Below are 17097 nucleotides of genomic sequence, written 5' to 3'. Positions count from 1 at the left end.
GCGAATATCATCGAATCATTGCGGCGGTTTGATCGAACGCCCGGTTTTTTCGCCGCAATGCGGCACAAGGGTCTCTGTCGTTTCAGCAGCTTTAGCGCTGCGAGTACGCGCAGCGACGAAATTCAGATGTACAGACTGGGCTCCAAGCTGACCTCGGAGGTGGCGCAGCATCGACCCAATGTGCGCCGCTGAGGTCAGTCAAAGACGGCCCAAACCTACCGCTCGGCTTTGTTCGCCGTCGCTGCAGCGCGGCCCTTCACAGGAGACATTCGCTGCAACTGCAAATCTGACGCCGCCGATACCAAAAGTTGAACACCCAAAATTCGTAGATTTCGCTACGCACGCAACATGACGCTTTATCTAAACGCGACTATCAAGAATCCCGTGTGGGCCCACAGTGTTACGAATGGCCTGTTCATTTTTTGTTCTCTCCAGTAGTATGCGACTGTTCCCATGAGGCGAAGAGGAAAGAATGAGGATTAGGGTCAGTCAATTCATTGATTTTGCATACGGGGATAAGCGAAAGGACAAGGCAAAAGTCAAAAGCATAATCGACGATCTCGAGTTACCGTATGATCCCGCCAAAGATCGGTACAAACAGTTTCGTGAAGCTATGACTTCTTATGAAGATAAAGCTATTTCGGATCAGCAATTCCTAGCGCTTCATACGAAGGTCGCTCCCAATAAATCTTCCGGTTACAGGGTTCTCAGCCAAAACTACTTGGATTTAAAGGAGGATCACGCGCTCATATGGCAAGGACGAAGCCCCATAGAAGCGAATATCGCGGGTTTGCGGGTTGCAACGGCATGGTACCTACGTACCGAGGCAAACAACCAAAGAAGGATAATCTTCCTCCACTTTGGAAAGGATCAACTACCGCGAAAGAAAGAACGAGGTTTACTCACAGTGCTCCGAATGGCCCAACCGGAATCGGCAGGAGTTGGTATCCTCAACATACAGCCAGGAACGCTAATCACAGCGACCCGGCTGAACCAAGAAGAGGCCGATTACCTACATGGACGGGCTGAAAAATTCTTGGTTATTGCACAGGACATTAAACCGGATGAATAGAGGGCAGATGTCTCCACGTTGCTTGCGGCTTGGCGCAGCTATGCCAAGATCAACAGGTCTTACATTACAGCTGTTGGGCAAACACAATCCGAAATCAACACAGATCGAGGCGTTAACTGTATAGGTTCTCAATTATCGCAAAGAGCTCTCGCGGAGTGCCCCCAACTTCTATGTTACCTAGGCGAGGAGCGGCATACCCCTCGTACCATTTTTCGACTTCTCCTTCGTCAGTCTGACGGCTCCCCTTCTCAAAAATGTCGCGATAACGTCGAGGAGAGATACCGTAGAAATGTTCGATCGAAACTGTAGCAGCATCAGGTGTGTCAGGCACGATGATATCCTGGAACAGGCTTTCGGTTTTACTTTTTGGGTAGGGCTCGATGAATACGATGCGTTCGATCCCTGACGCTACTAGATGCTTCGCGCAGTTATGGCACGGATATGTAGTCACAAAGATGGTCGAACCTTTGACAGACCTACCAAGACGAGCAGCGTCTGCAAGTGCATTCATTTCAGCATGAACCATTCGCCCATACTCAGTGACACCTGAAACGAGCGACTTCTTGATAGCCTTTCGATGATCCGGATCGTTCAATATCTCTTCAACTGTACGATCTCCGGCTATTAGACCTTGCTTCTTCAGGATGCCCAAGAAATCAAAGATCATGCGGTTGATCTCATTCTTGTTGGCTTCGCCTCCAAGATCAATGTCGCGTCGCTTATTTGCCTCTTCGTCCCAGTAGTTGCCTCCGCCGTACTTTGGGACTTCATTGCATCCAATAGAAATAAGATCACCCAAGGGAGTGCAGATCGCCGCACCGACTTGTCTCGACAAATCAACTGACCGCAGCGATGCAGCCTTCGCCATGTAGCTACCGAACTCGTCTGAAGTTGGAGCAACGTTATTTCTTCCGAAGAACGCCTTGATGAAGCGTTGGCTGGAATGCTCAATTGATGCTTCAGAGGTTCCGTCAAAGAAAACATCTCCAAGATGGAAGATTTTTGAAATCCGCTGACCTCTGTCTTCGGCCTTTTCATTTTGATCTATAGCGATCAATTCATCTGCGTGCTGCTCACATTTTTCATTGTTCCAACCGTGTTGTTCAGTTCGAATTCTGCCGGTCAACGATCGTTTTCGTTGCTCCAAAGGAGTTACAACTGAGACCTGCACAAAGCGCTTTCCAAAAGCCTTTACAAGAAGATCCACCTCTTCGGGCAACTTAAGTTGATCGATTATGAATGCATGCTCATCAAGCGGCACAACGGCTTGCTCATCCAGCTTTGCTTCATCCGATTCGCCGCTTTCCGCAGCGGCGGAGCGTCTAAAATCGACAATTTGTCTGATAGCCTCCGATGCAAGAACGGCGTTGTTCCCAAAGGCCTCCCGAACAGCATTACCTTTTCTGATCTTGTTGTGGAGTACGGATGTGGAAGTTTCCTCAAAGCATGCGCCCTTGGCCGCCAGCAGCCGATCCATCTCCTTGCTGAGAGAAATCGTAGTCGGAGTGTAGTCCATCTTTTTGAGAGTTGCAGCAAGGCTTTCGCTCGCTTCGTGGATCGGGCATCCGATTGGACCAACCAAACCAAAAACTAGCTCGACACGGCTTCGCATGAAGAAAACTTTCCATAGTTATCAACACAATATTTTGCCCATTATCACCTTCCGTCAAGGCAAGTCTTGATCTAGAGGGGCGATTGCATCAAGGTGGGGTTGCTTGGTGGGGAGGCAACGATGGACCATGAAATGGATCAAAATGTGATGCAGAGCAACCAACCGCAGACCCAAGCACAAGGTGATCAGACGCGTGATCTGGAGCAGGAGCGCCAAGTCTACGAACGTATGCTTGAGCGGCAATCTGAGGCGTCACGTCAATACACCGTGGGAAAGTTTAGATCTGCTTGAGGTCGGTTCGGTAGCATCTCATAATAGGCCAAATAAAAGGATATAGACTCCCGTCGTGAACGGTCTAGTCGGACCCCAAGGTGTCCACTAGAGCGGCAAGCACCGGTCAGTTCTTAGTCCAAGATGGATTTGATCCAGTTCCATACTCGAACAAAAATGTTTGGAGTAGGATAGTGTTCTTTGAGGTATGCTTCTCGCCTTGACTGCTCTGCTGCTCTCCCAGCAAGCACCTTTTCTTCACTCCATTGTCCCGCCCATTCTACCTTCCCGTTGGTTATCAGGTAGTGGGATCTACAATTCTGCTGCCAGTTTCCAACCGAGGGCCTCAAAGTTGGCCCGGTCTCAGTATCTCGAATGGACCATTCTGTCGGCCCAAGGTACCCGTCCGTTGAACCCGCCCTTTTGCGCCGGAGCATGACCTGTTACGCTGCTGAGGCAGCGTAACGCCAGGGAAAGAGCTCGTCGAGGCGTGTGATCTTGTGGTCGGCGATTTGGCTGAGGACCCATGCGAGCCAGGCTTGTGGATCTACGTCGTTGAGTTTGGCGGTCTCGATGAGGGTATAGGCGATTGCCATGGCTTTGCCGCCGCCTTCTGAGCCTGCGAACGTCCAGTTTTTGCGGCCTATGGCGACGGGTTTTACGGAGCGCTCCGCTGTGTTGTTATCCAACTCCAGGTGGCCATTCTCAAGGCATGGCCGCGCCTTTGGCATGCGGCCAAGAGCGTATCGGATCGCCTGAGCCAATGACGATTTTCCAGAGATTTTGGGTAGTTGGTTATGGAGCCATGCTTCGAGATCATCAAAGATCGGCTTTGATCGTGACTGCCGCAGCGCGACCCGTGCGTCGGGTGATTTTCCACGTGCCTCTTTTTCTATGGCATAGAGTTCTGCGATCCGGCGGATCGCGCCTTCGGCAATGGCGTTGCCCTGGGACGCAAAAACATCCACGAACTTGCGCCTCACGTGGGCCATGCATGCCATCTCATCGGCTTTGTTCTCTCCGAACAAGCCGTTGAAGCCGGAATAGCCGTCGGCGTGCACGCAACCCTTGTATCCTGCGAGATGGCTGACGGGATGTTCGCCCTTGCGGTCAATGGTGAACTGATACCAGGCACAAGGTGGGGACGATCCGGACCAGGGCCGCTCATCGCGCACATAGGTCCAAACCCGCGCCGTTTTAGTTTTCTTGTTGCCCGGCGCCTGCATCTTGACGGGTGTGTCGTCCGCAAATAGCGCATCTCCACGCCGGACAATCCGTCCGATCTCATCGGCAAGTGGCTCCAAGAGCGCAGTTGATCGCCCAACCCAATCAGCCATCGTTGAGCGATCCAGGTCGATCCCTTCGCGCGCATAGATCTGGCTTTGGCGATAGAGCGGCAGGTGATCGGCGTATTTGCTGACCAGAACATGCGCCAGCAGGCCGGGACCGGGCCTGCCGCGCTCAATGGGGCGCGATGGCAACGGCGATTGGACAATCGCTTCGCAGCCCGCGCAGGCTTTGCGGGGCCGAAGAATGCGGTTCACGATGAACCGGCCCGGCACATACTCAAGTTCCTCGGTTACATCCTCGCCAAGGGTCTTCAGCTTGCCGCCGCAGCGCGTGCAGTCGTCCCCCGGGGAAAGCACTTCGTCATGCCGGTCCAAATGATCGGGCAGTGGCTTGCGGCTGTGCTGGCGCGGTGTCTTGTCTTCAGGAGCTGGTTGCGCAGCCTTGGCCTGTTCTTCCGCGGCTTGGACAATCGCCTCATCTTCTTCGAAAGTCAGGTTGAGTTGATCAAGGCTCTCGGAACGCGTCCCAAATCTATGGCGGTTCTGTCCCGCCAGTTGATGCTTGAGCTTCTCGATCAGCAGAGCCTGGGACTTGACCTCATCCGCTAGGAGACGGTTCACGGCACGCAGCTCGGCGGGATCATCCGGCGTGATATCGAGGTCCTTCAGCATCGCCGATCCTATACCGGATCAACGCGACAACGTGAATCCCCAAAGCGCTCAAGGCACTGTATTTGTTGAGTTACCCGACCTTCAAAGGTCGCCATGTCTTTTGTGGCATGCGCCAGTCTATCCCTTCCAACAGCATCGACAACTGCGCAGCGCTTACGCTGACCTTGCCGTCTTTCGCGGCAGGCCAGACAAACCGACCCTTCTCAAGACGCTTGCTGAACAGGCACGCGCCTTGTTGATCCCACCAAATTATCTTCAACAGATCACCCCGCCGCCCCCGGAACACGAACAGGTGGCCGCAGTAGGGATCAAGCTCCAAAACCTTCTCAGCCTGCGCCGCCAACGTGTTGAACCCCCGCCGCATGTCCGTGACACCCGCCGCCAGCCAGACGCGCGTATTGCTCGGAACAGGGATCAAACCGCCAGACCTTGCACGAGGCTGACCACGGCAGTCAACGCGGTCGGGCCTTCGATCAGGATGCGCCGCCCGTCCGAAAGGGTGATATCAACCCGACTGGCCGATAGAAGGGGAGATGAAGACTGCATTGGCATGTCGATTGGGTCTGTTACAACGGCAACATCAGCCTCGATCTCAACCGGCAGAAACGTCGCTTCTTTAGCGGACGCATCAGCCTCTGGCGCAAAGCGTGGATCCTTCAGCCACTTGAAAATTAGGTTCGCGTTGACCGCATAGCGACGCGCCACCTGCGCAACCGACATCCCCGGCGTTATTGCCTGCGCGCAAATCTCCCGCTTCTCTTCGTCGGCCCAAAACCGTTTCTTCCGCCTGCTCATAGAGTGCCCCTAAGTGTCCACTATCGATGATGGACACTTAGCCGTCCGTAACCGCACGCGTTAGGTCGGGTTCAACGGACGCTCACGGCCCAAGCGGTGTCCTAACTTTTACACCGCACCCACACGCACAAAGGTGCGCAGCGGTTTCGAATTCCTGTGAAATGTACAAGACCGCAGGCTCAAGTTGCTTGGGCATGTAGCCCACTCTTTCAAGTCTGAAGCGCTCAGTTTTCATCGGGCATTACTTCCCCAACTGTACCGAGGTCGCTTAAATCAAACAACAAGTGCTCATGGGCCTTATCTTGAAAGTAAAACCCGCGAAGCTGCTTGTATCTTATGATCGCCAAAGCGGCGTTCAGAGCGTTTAATTCTGCTATCTGGATGTTGGTGCGATACAAGTCGTCAGGACCATCAGAGAGTTCGGCATACCCCTTTCCCATGGTTTCCCTACCCGTTTTCGGACCAAAGTATGTAACTCTTGCCATTCCGTTCAGGGCTCCGCTTCTGCGTTTCAAGCCCATGCCTACATCAATGAATGGTATTCCCCGGCTGGTCAAAGCCTCGAAGATCTCTGAGCGCGACGACCCTTTGTCGACGCATACGAAAGCGAATGTAACTCCACCAAGCAAGTCCGCGGTTTCTTCATCGATGAAGGTTTCATGAGATGAGAAGCCATCTCTGAAGTTTTCGTATCTATCGCCATACACAGTGGCCTTCGGACGCCCAAGTTCACTTTCATCGAGTCGCCCGGGCGATCTAAATGCGTTGTGCACATGAAAGACATCCGCGTCGAAAGCACGGATTTCTTTTACAGGTGTCTTCACCAAAAAGTCCAAAAGGTAGCCGCCCGTTCCGCCAAGCCCCACTACCGCAACAATCTCCTCCCTGAATTCTTCCGACAAGTCGGTGATTTCGGCGCGGCTAGTCAGTGTGTCATGAAACTTGAAGACAGACTCTGGCCCACAGTCTTCTTGAACCCGAAAAGTGAAGGGGTCAGCCCCTTTCATCGACATAGCTGGGCCGGAGATGATCGAAACATAAGTGTCGATTTTATCAAAAAAATCTCGATATTTCCCGGTGTTCTTGGGTTTGTTAGAAAACCGCCTCTGAACAACTACATCCTCCGCACCGGCACTGAGCGCAAGACTACAAGGCCCACCACCCAAGTTTCGGATGGGTGCGCCATCAAGGCCATGAGGCACTCCGCCAGCGAAGAAAACTTGATGGTCGTCTTGAACAAATCGAAGCTTGTCGACTGCGACCAACTTCGCGACGATCGCGCCCCAAGCCAAATCCAGGTGTTCATCAAGATAAGGTACATCACGCACGACGAGATAATTGCTATCGCAGCCGATTGCGTACCCCTTACTGACAAGGCGACCGATGTCTTCGTTATGATTGACCAGTTTCTGATACATTGAAGATCATGCCTTCTTTCACTTTGACCGAACCGTCTGGTGCAAGAACGCCGGCTGGCTTGTTGCCGTTACCCTTGGTGAACTTCACCGAATAAGTGATTTCCGGGTGCTGCGAGTAGTCAGGAACCTCAAGGGCGATCAACTCTGCATAGGTGATTTCCTGCTTCTTCGGCCAGTCGTGAGGGGTGCCCTCAACAATGATTGTGACTGTCTTCTGCTCTTTGCCGTTCTTCATGGTATTTGGCTCCTAGCCTTTGGGTGGATACGGATCATTGCCGTAAGAGTTTGCGTCTCGGATTCTTCCGTCGGGGCGGTGGATGATGACTTCACCCCGCTCGCGCATGGCCGTAGCGCGTGCAGCGCTTGTCGCCTCGGTCTGGGTTCCATGAATTGAACCAACTCTCGATGACCCTTCACGCCGAGTCGCCCACGAGCCGTTGTGTGGGACCACATGTATTCGCTTAGACATCCTATCCTCTTTTTTCGACACACGATGCGTTACTTTTTTTATGTCGATCGAGGCCGAGTCGTCAAATATTTTTTCATCCCATAGTGCGTTACGTTTAATTTTTGACATCTAAGCAAAAACAAGTACAATCATCGTTATGAAAATAAGGCGTTCCAAGACGTCGAGCAGTGTCAAGGGTCCCACATGCAGGTCGGTTTCGAGTCCCCATCCGTCGGGGCCCTGTGCAACAGCGGAAGGGATCTTATCAAAGCTCTTGGTGATGAGGCGGCGGAGAATGTGAAAGATCTTTTGTACTTTCTGGATGCCGCTCCAACTCTGGCCGACTTAAGCACATCACCCCCGGTCCTACGGAAGAAATTGGCTGGGAAGTCCCTGCCCTCATTCTCCGTGGGCCGATCAGGTAAGGGACAAGTTCTGTTCAAACCAAGAGGATTTAGGGTGGGTCAAAGTCTTCAAGACATTAAGAGCATCAACGTCATTTCCGTGGGAGGAACAGTGTAGTGACAGATCGATTCACTGAGTTTAGACCCGACTACACGCCACGGCTACCAGGTGACTACCTGCGCCGGTTCCTCGATGAGCGCGGCATCAAGATCGTCGACTTTGCCCGCCGGACCGGTCGGCCGACAAAAGCTATAAGTGAGATCATTTCCGGCAAGGTTTCGATTACACCAGAAACGGCAATTCAGTTTGAAAGAGTGCTTGGGGAAGGTGCTGGCTTTTGGCTCGCACTAGAAGCAAAGCATCAATTATCGCTTGCTCGCTCAAAAGAAGTACAGGCTGCGTCGTCGAAGAAAGCAATGGATTGGGCCAAACAATTTCCAGTAACGCAGATGTTGAAGCTCGGTCTGCTAGACAAGAAGCCTGATCCATCGGAACTTGTAGACCATATCCTCAGGGCTTTTGGCGTAAGCAGCATATCCGCATGGGAGCAACACTGGCAACAGAGGCTCGATCTATCTCGTTTTAAACAACAAAATCATAACGGTATTGATCCTCTGGGAGTTGCAATTTGGCTTAGAGCAGCTGAGATTACGGCCAACCTTATCGAAACAGAACCTTACTCTGAAGCAACATTTAGATCGACGCTTCCGCGCCTTAGGGATCTATCAAAACAGCCTTGGCGCAAAATCTCGAATGAATTGATATCTCTTTGTGCGAGTGCAGGTGTGGCCGTTGCCATGGTCCCATCAGTTCCTCGTACTGGACTTCGTGGTGCCGCATATTGGGCGACCAAAGACAAAGCTGTAATCGTTGTGAGTGATCGACTGGGATATGAAGCTAACGTATGGTTCGCGTTTTTTCATGAGTGTTGTCACATTCTTGAGCACAGCAAGAAATCTGTCTTCATCGACAAAGACAACAATGGCACCGCAGGAAGAGACATAGAAGCGGAAGCGGATAGATTCTCCGCGGAGACGATCATTCCGGGATCGATAGTCTCGGATTTCAAAGCGACTTTTGGGTCAAAAGTTCCGAGATTCAGTTCAAAATCGCTCACGCACTTTGCAAGCCAGCATGATATCGACCCGGGACTACTTCTTGTTAGGCTGCAACGCGAAGAAGTTATCAGCTACAAAACACAGCTAACAAAAATAAAGAGACGCATCACCTTCAACGCTAACGGACGAATGTCTGTATAGACGTGAGCTGGGGGTTCGTCTCGCGGACGCAGCGAACTTCCGCTTCCCGCCCTGTCTGCTGCGAGCATCGCTCTCAAGATGCGATTGGATCATGTCCAGTTGCGGGAAAACTGACATGCTTCTAGCAACCCTTCGGAATCCTCTAAACCCGGCTTTTTGTCCGGGCAAATCACGTAAAGTCCCGCGTCGCGCCTATGCGCCTCTACTGCTTCATCGACCTTCTGCTGCAGCGCGTTCAACCTCAGCAACAAACTCCGTGAGTGATACGCCAAGTTGACGGCAGATTGCATCCATCACAGTCAGAGTTGGTTGTCGCCGACAGGTCTCCAAGAATGAGATGTAACTCATGGACAGATCCGTTCGGAAGGCGAGTTCCTCCTGCGAAAGCTTCGCGGCCTTACGTTTCTCGCGTAGCGTTCGCGCGTAAGCCGCCATCAGCACTTGGTTTTTCCGTTCCATCCCAACTCTGTCGGGGAACGGACGAAATATCTCTAATGACTATAGTAACAATTTACTATAGTCATAGAGAAATGAGGGATTTCAGGCAGATGATGCGCGGCGGACTTGTTGGGAGCGTCGTCGTTCAGGCACGGCTAGAGAGGCCGTTGGCAGCGGAGTGAGGCCATATGGGGGCGAGACTGCATACGGTTACGCTGGCAGGGTTCAAAGGCGGTGTCGGTCGCACAACCGGTGCTGCCGCACTCGCCCATGGGCTGGCCTCACTTGGGCATAGTGTTGCGCTGATCGACGCAGGTCACGCGGTGCCTTTGCAAGAAGACGTGGTGTCGAGTGTCCGGGGTCGCGGGTCTTCGCCGGACGACAGCCTTCTTCAAAGGTGGGCAAAGATGCTGGCACGCAACTACGAGTCTGGCTCTCAAATTCAGTACATTCGCACAACGACAGCCGCATATCTGGAAGCCGTGCTCGAACAATTGTGGCGAGAGGCATGGCAATTTGCCGTCGTTGATACGCCTGCCCATCCGACCGCTTCGGTTTTCGAAGCGACGGCTCAATCAACACTGTTGCTTGTCCCAGCTCGAAACGCCGCGGATGCAATCGCGGTCAGTAGGGATCTGCCCGAGGAATTCCTAGATGGTTATCAGACGTTGCGGTGCGTCGTGGCGGGCTCAAGCGATCCCACTTTGGTTCGCCAGGCGTTTGCGCCGCTGCCTGTGCTGAAAACAGAATTGCCGTACCAACCCGAACTTTGTGCATCTGTGATATCGGCAAGCACTCTCGCGGCCGCACCAACATCCAACGAAAAGTGGCATTCTGGCTGTTTGAGTTTAGCGCGTGAAGTTGTCGAGCTAGCAAAGCGCACAGATGAACGCCCGGCGCAGTCCAATCTCGGGCTGATGGCGACATGAACGGCAGCGGTGATCAGCTTCTAGTTCTTCGCGGTGTGGTCACGACCGCGAGCCAACAGATGCAATATGTCCGCGTGGACCGGCGCACCGGCTACGGCCGGATCAATACAACGCCAGAACTGTGGCTCCGCGACGAGCACGGCAAAGAGCACCGATGTCAAGGCGACATGTTCGAAACCGCGCGGCCGGGACATGAGGTAGCGGTCATATCTCGACCAGGTTCCGGGAAACCCCTTGCCTTTGCAAACTTTTCGACAGGCCTGGTCCACGATGGCAACGAGCTGACGGTCAGCACATCCACGGGCTCGACCCTGATCAGCACGCTTGGCTTCAGTGTCCTGCTAGCCCTGCCCGGTGCGCTGTTATGGGGAACGCTGCTCAACACTATCGGCCTTGGTGACCACGCCTTCTCCGGCGTCGGGTTCCAGATCTACGCGGTGGTGTTGATCGCCAGCGTCTATGCCGGTTTGAGGTTTTGCTCTAAAGGCTATCGCGAGCGCTCGAGCTCGTTGCGGGAAGAGATCGACCGCTTGCTTGCGAGCGAGATAGCCCCTGCCACTCGGACCTGAACAGAAATCCAAAACCGATCCGCCTGCTCCGGCGCATGCACGACGACCTGTGACTGACATGACCATCTGGTACACGGCCGACTTACACTTCGGCCACGACAACATCATCAAGCACTGCAACCGCCCATTCGAGTCCGCCTCTCACATGGACGCGATGCTGCTTGCCAACCTGGCAGCGAGAGTTGGGCCAGAGGACTCGCTCTGGGTGGTCGGTGATTTCGCTTTCGGCCCGAAGGCCAAGGACAAGGGATGGCTATCCAATTTGTTCGCCCGCCTGCCTGGCAAAGAGAAGCATCTGGTTGTTGGGAACCATGACGGGCAGGCGACCAAGGCGTTGCCCTGGACCTCTGTCTCCGACATCGCGGAAGTTGCCGACGGTACTGGCACGCCAGCGGTCCTAAACCACTACCCGATGCTCACTTGGCACCGCGCAAGGAAGGGTGCGCTGCACCTCTTTGGCCACGTGCATGACCAATGGATGGGAAGCCGGAATGCAGTGAACGTCGGAACCGATGTCTGGGGCTATGTGCCCGTCACGCTAAGAGACATCGCAAAGCGCGCGCAAACCTTACCAGAAAACAAACACTGGCGGGACGTAGAGCGTGGCGTCGAGATCTGAAGTCAAATCAATAGTTGCCAACGTCACGAAAAAGCTGGGCCTCAAACAAAGCAGTGGTGGTCTAATCTAGCTACAGGAATTTACCATATAAAAAACAATGCCTTACGGAGCATTTGCGCTTGTAAAGTGATTCGGCTTGTGGTCCCCTGACCACATGATGTTGTGGCAAACCTTGCAACACATACAATTAGTCTAAGTAGAGCAAATCGCAGATGCCTGAGCTGTCACCAGACCTTGAACGTCACAACGGCATAAAGAAACGGCTCCGAGAAGTGGGCAGCTCCCTCAGCCAAATTGCGTCGGAGCTTGGGCGAACGAATTCGACAATTACGGTTGTAAGTCAGGGATATAGGCGATCACACAGCGTTCAAGCGGCGATTGCTTACAAGCTTGGGCTGACGCCGGAAGAGCTTTTCCCAGAAAGGTATGGGCAAGCGGGAGGGCACACCATGAAGTAGCGACTTCGTCCCACCCCTTTTCAAAAATTGGAAAGCTCAGCGCGTCAACGCTGAGCCCTCCGGAAGGATCATAGACCCCAACTTCAACTCCAATGGTCTGTGTTCCGACTTCGAAAGTCAAGCAGTTCCCCGGCTTCTGCTGCCGGTGAACTATGCCTTCACAGAACCAAAGGACCAAACTGATGTTCAAACCAAACAATGAAACAGCAGTTCATGAGAAATCGCCCAGTCAACCAGATCGAAATCATGAGACATGCATGCCGATCACGTTGCCAACTTCACCCCGCGGCTGCAGAAAGATCAGCCTGCGTTCGCGGTTCAGTGTGAGGGGGCACTTCGTGGCACGTCTGAAAAACGGGACCACCATTTGTTGTACTGGGTTCGAAAGCAATCTTGAGTGGAATTTTGCAGCGATCACGTTGACACGCAATGATGTGGCTGACCTGATAGAGCAGCCGTTTAAGGTGGCATTTAAGGATAAGGAAGGCCGGACACGCCACCATACCTTTGATTATCTCGTCATTCTGACCAGTGGTCGCAGAATTGCTGTCGCGGTCAAGAGGGCTCAGAAAGCTCGCAGCTCCAAGCTTGTCGAAGACCTCGAGATGATTGCTACGCAGCTACCCCCTGAGCTGGCTGACGGAGTCTCTCTCTTTACAGACGAGCATTTTGAGCAATGGGAGGCATGGAATGCCCATCATTTCCATCTGTGTAACAAGACTATCGATGAGAGAGCCGACGTCGCTGTTTTGGACCAGGTGCGAGGCGTTGTTGGTTCAATTTCGATCGGCGATCTTGTCCGCTTAACCGGGCTTGGTGGGCGAGCCTACCAAGCGATTGTCCGTGCTATCTTCAGCAATGTTCTGGTTCAGCGCACAAAGGGGAGAATTGGCCCTGCAACGTTAGTGTCGCCGGGGACAATCCAATGAGAAAATCGCTATTCACCCGGTTCGACCGGATCTCAATTGATAACCAATCTTACCGTTTCCAAAGCCAAGACAAGGAACACGTTTTGCTTGAACGTTTAGACGTGGGCGGAGCGATTGAGCGCCTCCGGTACGATGAAATTGAGCAGTACAAAGCTGCGAAGCGCTGGTCATATGAAAGGGGCTATTTCAAGTCTAGCAAGCCCAACGACCAACCTGGTCGTCCCATGACCAAGTTGGCGAGCCTCCCTGAAGAAACACGCGCTTTGACTTTATACCGCGCAACTGTCTGTAACGTTATGCGAGATCTGTACGAAACGGGTGAGATAACCCTGCGAGAGCCGAGCCTGAATGAAAACCGAGATCGCATAGAGTCACTGGTAAACAAACGGGAGCTCGCGAGGCATAACCCTGGACGCAATTTCCGGGCAGGCGCTTCTCTTCCAGTACGAAAACTACCTTGCGCGAGAACAATACTAGAGCTCTTTCGATGGTGGCGGGATGGCGACTATTGCACTGACAGATTGATCCCAAAATATGGTGGAGAACGGCAATCCTCCATTTCCATCGATCATGAGAAGGAAGAGTTTCTCCGGCAGTGTGTAACTCGCTATGCGTCTCCTGATGGTCCGACCATGGAGTTAGTTATTGGACACACGATGGCGCAGTTCGACAAAGAAAACGAGCGCCGCCGGAATTCAGGGCAACGTCTGCTCGGGACCGTTAGCCCAAGTACAGTCCGTCGCAGAATACGAAAACTAGATCCGTTTCTCGTTACTTACCACCGACAGGGTGCTGAGGCAGCACGTCGACAAGCCGCCAGCTACGGCGCGGGGCTGCAGACTGTCAATCCGATGGAGAGAATTGAGATTGATGAATGGCTTTGTGACGTAAGGACATTGTTTGCAAAGCTTGCAATAACGCAGGCTATACCCGTCCATGTCTTGGATCAGATACCAAAGGGTCGCAGGTGGGTTTGCTGTGCTATTGATTGCGCCACGAAATGTATTCTTGGCGTTAGGATCGCCGAGAGGCCGTCATCTACTGAAGCGCGTCGCCTTTTACGAATGGTCGTTTCCGACAAGTCGGATCTGGCGAAATCGCTGGGGCTTCGCAACTCGTGGCCGCAGTGCGGTGGCTTGGGCGTTGTCGCGACCGACGCCGCGTCTTGGTTTCATTCTGATGAGTTTCAAGTCTCGGTACAGCATTTGCACGGTACCCCTATCGCACCGCCACTTGAAAAGTCCGAATTGCGCGGATCCATGGAGCGGTTTTTCGGTAGCGTTGAAACTGGCTTAATGCCTCAACTTCCAGGACGGACCTTTTCCAACATCCAGGCAAAAGGGGACTATGACAGCGATGGCAGCGCAGTTTTGGATGATAATGACCTCGCTGCGATCTTAATTTCGTGGATTGTCGATCACTATCACCAAGTGCCGCACAAAGGGCTTGACGGGCAGTCGCCCGCTGGCCGTTGGAACGAGTTGATGAACGAAAGGTTCGTGCCTGAGCAGCCCGATCGCCACGACATAAGAACTGCTCTCGGAAATCCTCTGGAACGGACCTTAACGAATCGAGGCATTCAGGTCTGTGGTAATCACTATTCATGCGATGAACTGCGTGAGCATTTTGCTCATTCTCGCAAAAGAAGAATGGCGGTTCGTCTCGACCCTGAAGATATTGGTGCCATCTCCGTTGAGATCGACGGGCGATGGTTTGAGGCGAAATCGATCCACAAGGATCTTGATGGTGTGACTCTAGATGCCTGGACGGCGCAGCACCAACTTGTTCTGCAAAGGTTCAAGGACGTCGAAAGGCTTAGTCTTGAGACGAGACGCCGTGTCTTGGACGCCATCCGCTCCAGAAGAAAGCAAGCAGAGCTGGATAGAATTACGCCAGGCTCAAAGACTGACACCTCTGCCAAAATCGACTGGTTAGAAAAAAACCTCTTCCACGGAAAGTCATATGAACCGGCGACGATGCACACGAAATTCTCTGCGGATGATGGGCCATTTGGCATGGAGATCAAGCCAGATCAAGCAACTAAGACTGCAGATAACTCAAAGCGAGACGACAATTTAGAAGATCGGCATGTGCATCAGAGCGACAATGATTGGAGGCTGGAAGATGAGTGATGCTAGGCTTACTGGCCACAGAGCATTGGAAATCGGTCGGACCATTTCTTCGCTTAGGGCAAAGTTTGTCAGCAATGATCGTTTCGATGAGCTAGCCGAACAGTTCGATCTTCTGTTGTACCGGCGAAGGGCTGATCTCGAGGCAGGGCGACAAAGCGAGGCGCGCGGCATTGTGCTCACTGGGAATCCCGGATCTGGGAAATCCACGGCGATAAATCGTCTGTTTTCAAGACATGTTGACCTGAGTGTTCTTTCGATGGATCGAGAACAAGCTGATATCGTGAGTTTTCAGGTTCCTTCGCCAGCAACGCTGAAATTTGTAGGTCAATCCTGCCTGAGGGGACTTGGTTACCCGCTCAGTCGTGACCGGCCAGCAAATGTCATTTGGCAGCTTGTCCAACATCATCTCAAACAGCGTAGGACCTTGTTTATGCACTTGGATGAGGCTCAGGATCTATCGCCGCATCGCGGAACGAATGAAGTGCAGAGTGTGGTAAACACTCTCAAATCGATCATGCAAAACAGTGAATGGCCAGTCGGCATAATCTTGACTGGAACAGGATCCTTAAGAGCTTTGGTAAATCATGATCCGCAGCTATCCCGGAGACTTCTGCCGATTGAGTTTCGCCCGATCTGCTGGTCTAGCCATGGCGATAGTGTCAAAGGAGTCATTCGCGGCTACAGCAGATCCGCCTCTCTAATGTGTTCCGATGAGGTACTAAAACCGGAACTCATAAAGCGGCTCATCCATTCTGGTAGCGAAGAACTAGGGTTGGTCATCGAGCTAGTCATTTCCGCGTTGGAAGAAGCGCTTATTCGTGAACAGTCAGAGATTACACTTGACGCGTTTGCTCAGGCCTTCAAACGCCGCTCTGGCTGCGTCGATGCTCTTAATCCGTTCATAGCCGAGGATTGGCGGGCTATGGATGCACGCCTTCTATTCCAAAGGGAAGTCAAGGCACCGGTCGATAGTCCTTTCGACACCTGGGAGAGGGCATGATGAAGTTAGGCTTGACCCTCCCAATTTCAGCGGCAGAAGCTCCGTCGTCGTGGGTTTCTCGTCTAGGCCAGCTAAACGGCAGCGCCTACGTTCAGGATTTTGTGCGCGACATCGGCCTTTCTTGGCGGAATATCACTCAAGGCCATACCGATGAACTGAGCAAGCTTAGCTATATCACTTCATGCAATCTTGAGCAGATTGAGCGTTTCGCACTGCGTCCCGGTCGCGGCCGAATGAAGTTTGTGGGAAATGAGCCGATTCATTCCCATCTCATTTCTTTTCAAACTCAAAAGGTGTGCCCAATCTGTGTTAGCGAAGCTGTGTCGAACGACACCCAACTGTTGCGCGGTTCGCCAGTGTACTGGCAGCTCGATCCTGTCGTTACTTGTCGTGAACATGGGGTCGCTCTCGTCAAGCTGCCGCCACCGTGTCAACCTCGATGCAAATACGATGTTACGGGGCGAATAGTTGACTGCCTCTCATCCATCAAGGCTGCCGAAAGGAGCGCGCTTCCGCAAGATTGCACAAGTCTTGAGAAATACATCATCGGCAGAATAGACAGACAGCGGAGTGTCGGCTCAACTTGGCTGGATACGCTTGAGGTTGGAGTTGTCTCAAAGGTCTGTACGACAATCTTTGATGTAATTCAGGAGAAGAAGAAGCATCACCGAACCACGCTGGATTATGGGAGCCCAGCAGAGATTTTTGTCCTTCCCCCTTAGAACTGGGCCATTAAAGTGGTCACCGAAGGGGGACATTGAATGGCGAGGAAGCGACATTCAG

General features: G+C 52.8%; 20 protein-coding genes. 11 read left to right on the top strand and 9 right to left on the bottom strand.

Features of this window, described 5'->3' with window-relative positions; all coding sequences use genetic code 11:
• The first annotated feature begins 472 nt into the window (after positions 1-472).
• On the top strand, positions 473-1072 hold the full coding sequence (locus MUB52_RS22235; RefSeq protein WP_263846349.1) for a hypothetical protein: 600 nt from the start codon (positions 473-475) through the stop codon (positions 1070-1072).
• Between the two features lie 112 nt (positions 1073-1184).
• On the opposite strand, the gene MUB52_RS22230 is transcribed toward MUB52_RS22235, so the two are convergent.
• On the bottom strand, positions 1185-2684 hold the full coding sequence (locus MUB52_RS22230; RefSeq protein ID WP_263846348.1) for an anti-phage dCTP deaminase: 1500 nt from the start codon (positions 2682-2684) through the stop codon (positions 1185-1187).
• 120 nt (positions 2685-2804) lie between these two features.
• Between MUB52_RS22230 and MUB52_RS22225 the strand changes: the two genes are divergently transcribed.
• On the top strand, positions 2805-2975 hold the full coding sequence (locus MUB52_RS22225; protein ID WP_263846347.1) for a hypothetical protein: 171 nt from the start codon (positions 2805-2807) through the stop codon (positions 2973-2975).
• Between the two features lie 113 nt (positions 2976-3088).
• Here MUB52_RS22225 and MUB52_RS24135 read toward each other — a convergent pair whose 3' ends face one another.
• From MUB52_RS24135 to MUB52_RS22195, 7 genes are all read right to left on the bottom strand, one after another.
• On the bottom strand, positions 3089-3391 hold the full coding sequence (locus MUB52_RS24135) for a DUF6527 family protein (RefSeq protein ID WP_404818264.1): 303 nt from the start codon (positions 3389-3391) through the stop codon (positions 3089-3091).
• 6 nt (positions 3392-3397) lie between these two features.
• Positions 3398-4915: an IS66 family transposase gene (gene tnpC, locus MUB52_RS22220; RefSeq protein WP_263846346.1), complete on the bottom strand. Its 1518-nt coding sequence runs from the start codon at positions 4913-4915 to the stop codon at positions 3398-3400.
• Positions 4916-4985: 70 nt separating this feature from the next.
• Positions 4986-5333: an IS66 family insertion sequence element accessory protein TnpB gene (gene tnpB / locus MUB52_RS22215; protein WP_263846345.1), complete on the bottom strand. Its 348-nt coding sequence runs from the start codon at positions 5331-5333 to the stop codon at positions 4986-4988.
• Positions 5330-5710, bottom strand: coding sequence for an IS66-like element accessory protein TnpA (gene tnpA / locus MUB52_RS22210; RefSeq protein ID WP_263846344.1), 381 nt, complete (start codon positions 5708-5710; stop codon positions 5330-5332). The genes tnpB and tnpA overlap by 4 nt, the downstream gene beginning before the upstream one ends.
• A 224-nt stretch (positions 5711-5934) precedes the next feature.
• Entirely contained in the window at positions 5935-7128 is a 1194-nt protein-coding gene (locus MUB52_RS22205) for a ThiF family adenylyltransferase (protein WP_263846343.1), read from the bottom strand.
• On the bottom strand, positions 7103-7363 hold the full coding sequence (locus tag MUB52_RS22200) for a multiubiquitin domain-containing protein (protein ID WP_263846342.1): 261 nt from the start codon (positions 7361-7363) through the stop codon (positions 7103-7105). The genes MUB52_RS22205 and MUB52_RS22200 overlap by 26 nt, the downstream gene beginning before the upstream one ends.
• A gap of 12 nt (positions 7364-7375) precedes the next feature.
• Positions 7376-7597 (bottom strand): DUF2188 domain-containing protein, encoded by a 222-nt coding sequence (locus tag MUB52_RS22195; RefSeq protein ID WP_263846356.1) that lies wholly within the window; start codon positions 7595-7597, stop codon positions 7376-7378.
• Positions 7598-8097: 500 nt separating this feature from the next.
• Between MUB52_RS22195 and MUB52_RS22190 the strand changes: the two genes are divergently transcribed.
• On the top strand, positions 8098-9240 hold the full coding sequence (locus tag MUB52_RS22190; protein WP_263846341.1) for a helix-turn-helix domain-containing protein: 1143 nt from the start codon (positions 8098-8100) through the stop codon (positions 9238-9240).
• Positions 9241-9450: 210 nt separating this feature from the next.
• Here the strand turns inward: MUB52_RS22190 and MUB52_RS22185 are convergent, their stop codons facing one another.
• Complete coding sequence (locus MUB52_RS22185; RefSeq protein ID WP_263846355.1) at positions 9451-9675, bottom strand: helix-turn-helix domain-containing protein; 225 nt, start codon at positions 9673-9675, stop codon at positions 9451-9453.
• 191 nt (positions 9676-9866) lie between these two features.
• Between MUB52_RS22185 and MUB52_RS22175 the strand changes: the two genes are divergently transcribed.
• The 8 genes from MUB52_RS22175 to MUB52_RS22145 all read left to right on the top strand — a co-directional run bounded on the left by MUB52_RS22175 (position 9867) and on the right by MUB52_RS22145 (position 17036).
• The gene (locus tag MUB52_RS22175; protein WP_404818263.1) at positions 9867-10607 is read left to right on the top strand and encodes a nucleotide-binding protein; all 741 of its coding nucleotides are present in this window, start codon (positions 9867-9869) and stop codon (positions 10605-10607) included.
• The gene (locus tag MUB52_RS22170; protein ID WP_263846340.1) at positions 10604-11176 is read left to right on the top strand and encodes a hypothetical protein; all 573 of its coding nucleotides are present in this window, start codon (positions 10604-10606) and stop codon (positions 11174-11176) included. Before MUB52_RS22175 ends, MUB52_RS22170 begins: the two co-directional genes overlap by 4 nt.
• 58 nt (positions 11177-11234) lie before the next feature.
• A complete protein-coding gene (locus MUB52_RS22165) occupies positions 11235-11795 on the top strand; it encodes a metallophosphoesterase (RefSeq protein WP_263846339.1) in 561 nt (186 codons plus the stop codon).
• Between the two features lie 212 nt (positions 11796-12007).
• A complete protein-coding gene (locus MUB52_RS24130; protein WP_404818262.1) occupies positions 12008-12253 on the top strand; it encodes a helix-turn-helix domain-containing protein in 246 nt (81 codons plus the stop codon).
• Between the two features lie 338 nt (positions 12254-12591).
• Positions 12592-13182 (top strand): Tn7 transposase TnsA N-terminal domain-containing protein, encoded by a 591-nt coding sequence (locus tag MUB52_RS22160; protein ID WP_263846338.1) that lies wholly within the window; start codon positions 12592-12594, stop codon positions 13180-13182.
• Positions 13179-15314 (top strand): Mu transposase C-terminal domain-containing protein, encoded by a 2136-nt coding sequence (locus MUB52_RS22155; RefSeq protein ID WP_263846337.1) that lies wholly within the window; start codon positions 13179-13181, stop codon positions 15312-15314. The genes MUB52_RS22160 and MUB52_RS22155 overlap by 4 nt, the downstream gene beginning before the upstream one ends.
• Positions 15307-16314, top strand: a complete 1008-nt coding sequence (locus MUB52_RS22150) for an ATP-binding protein (protein ID WP_263846336.1) — start codon at positions 15307-15309, stop codon at positions 16312-16314. The genes MUB52_RS22155 and MUB52_RS22150 overlap by 8 nt, the downstream gene beginning before the upstream one ends.
• Positions 16311-17036: a TniQ family protein gene (locus tag MUB52_RS22145; protein WP_263846335.1), complete on the top strand. Its 726-nt coding sequence runs from the start codon at positions 16311-16313 to the stop codon at positions 17034-17036. Before MUB52_RS22150 ends, MUB52_RS22145 begins: the two co-directional genes overlap by 4 nt.
• The last annotated feature ends 61 nt before the right edge of the window (positions 17037-17097 follow it).

Origin of the sequence: Roseobacter sinensis (assembly GCF_025755255.1) — a bacterium.
GTDB classification, from domain to species: Bacteria; Pseudomonadota; Alphaproteobacteria; order Rhodobacterales; family Rhodobacteraceae; genus Roseobacter; species Roseobacter sinensis.
Note: the sequence above shows the minus strand (reverse complement) of the source record. Positions and strands in the feature narration are given on the sequence as shown.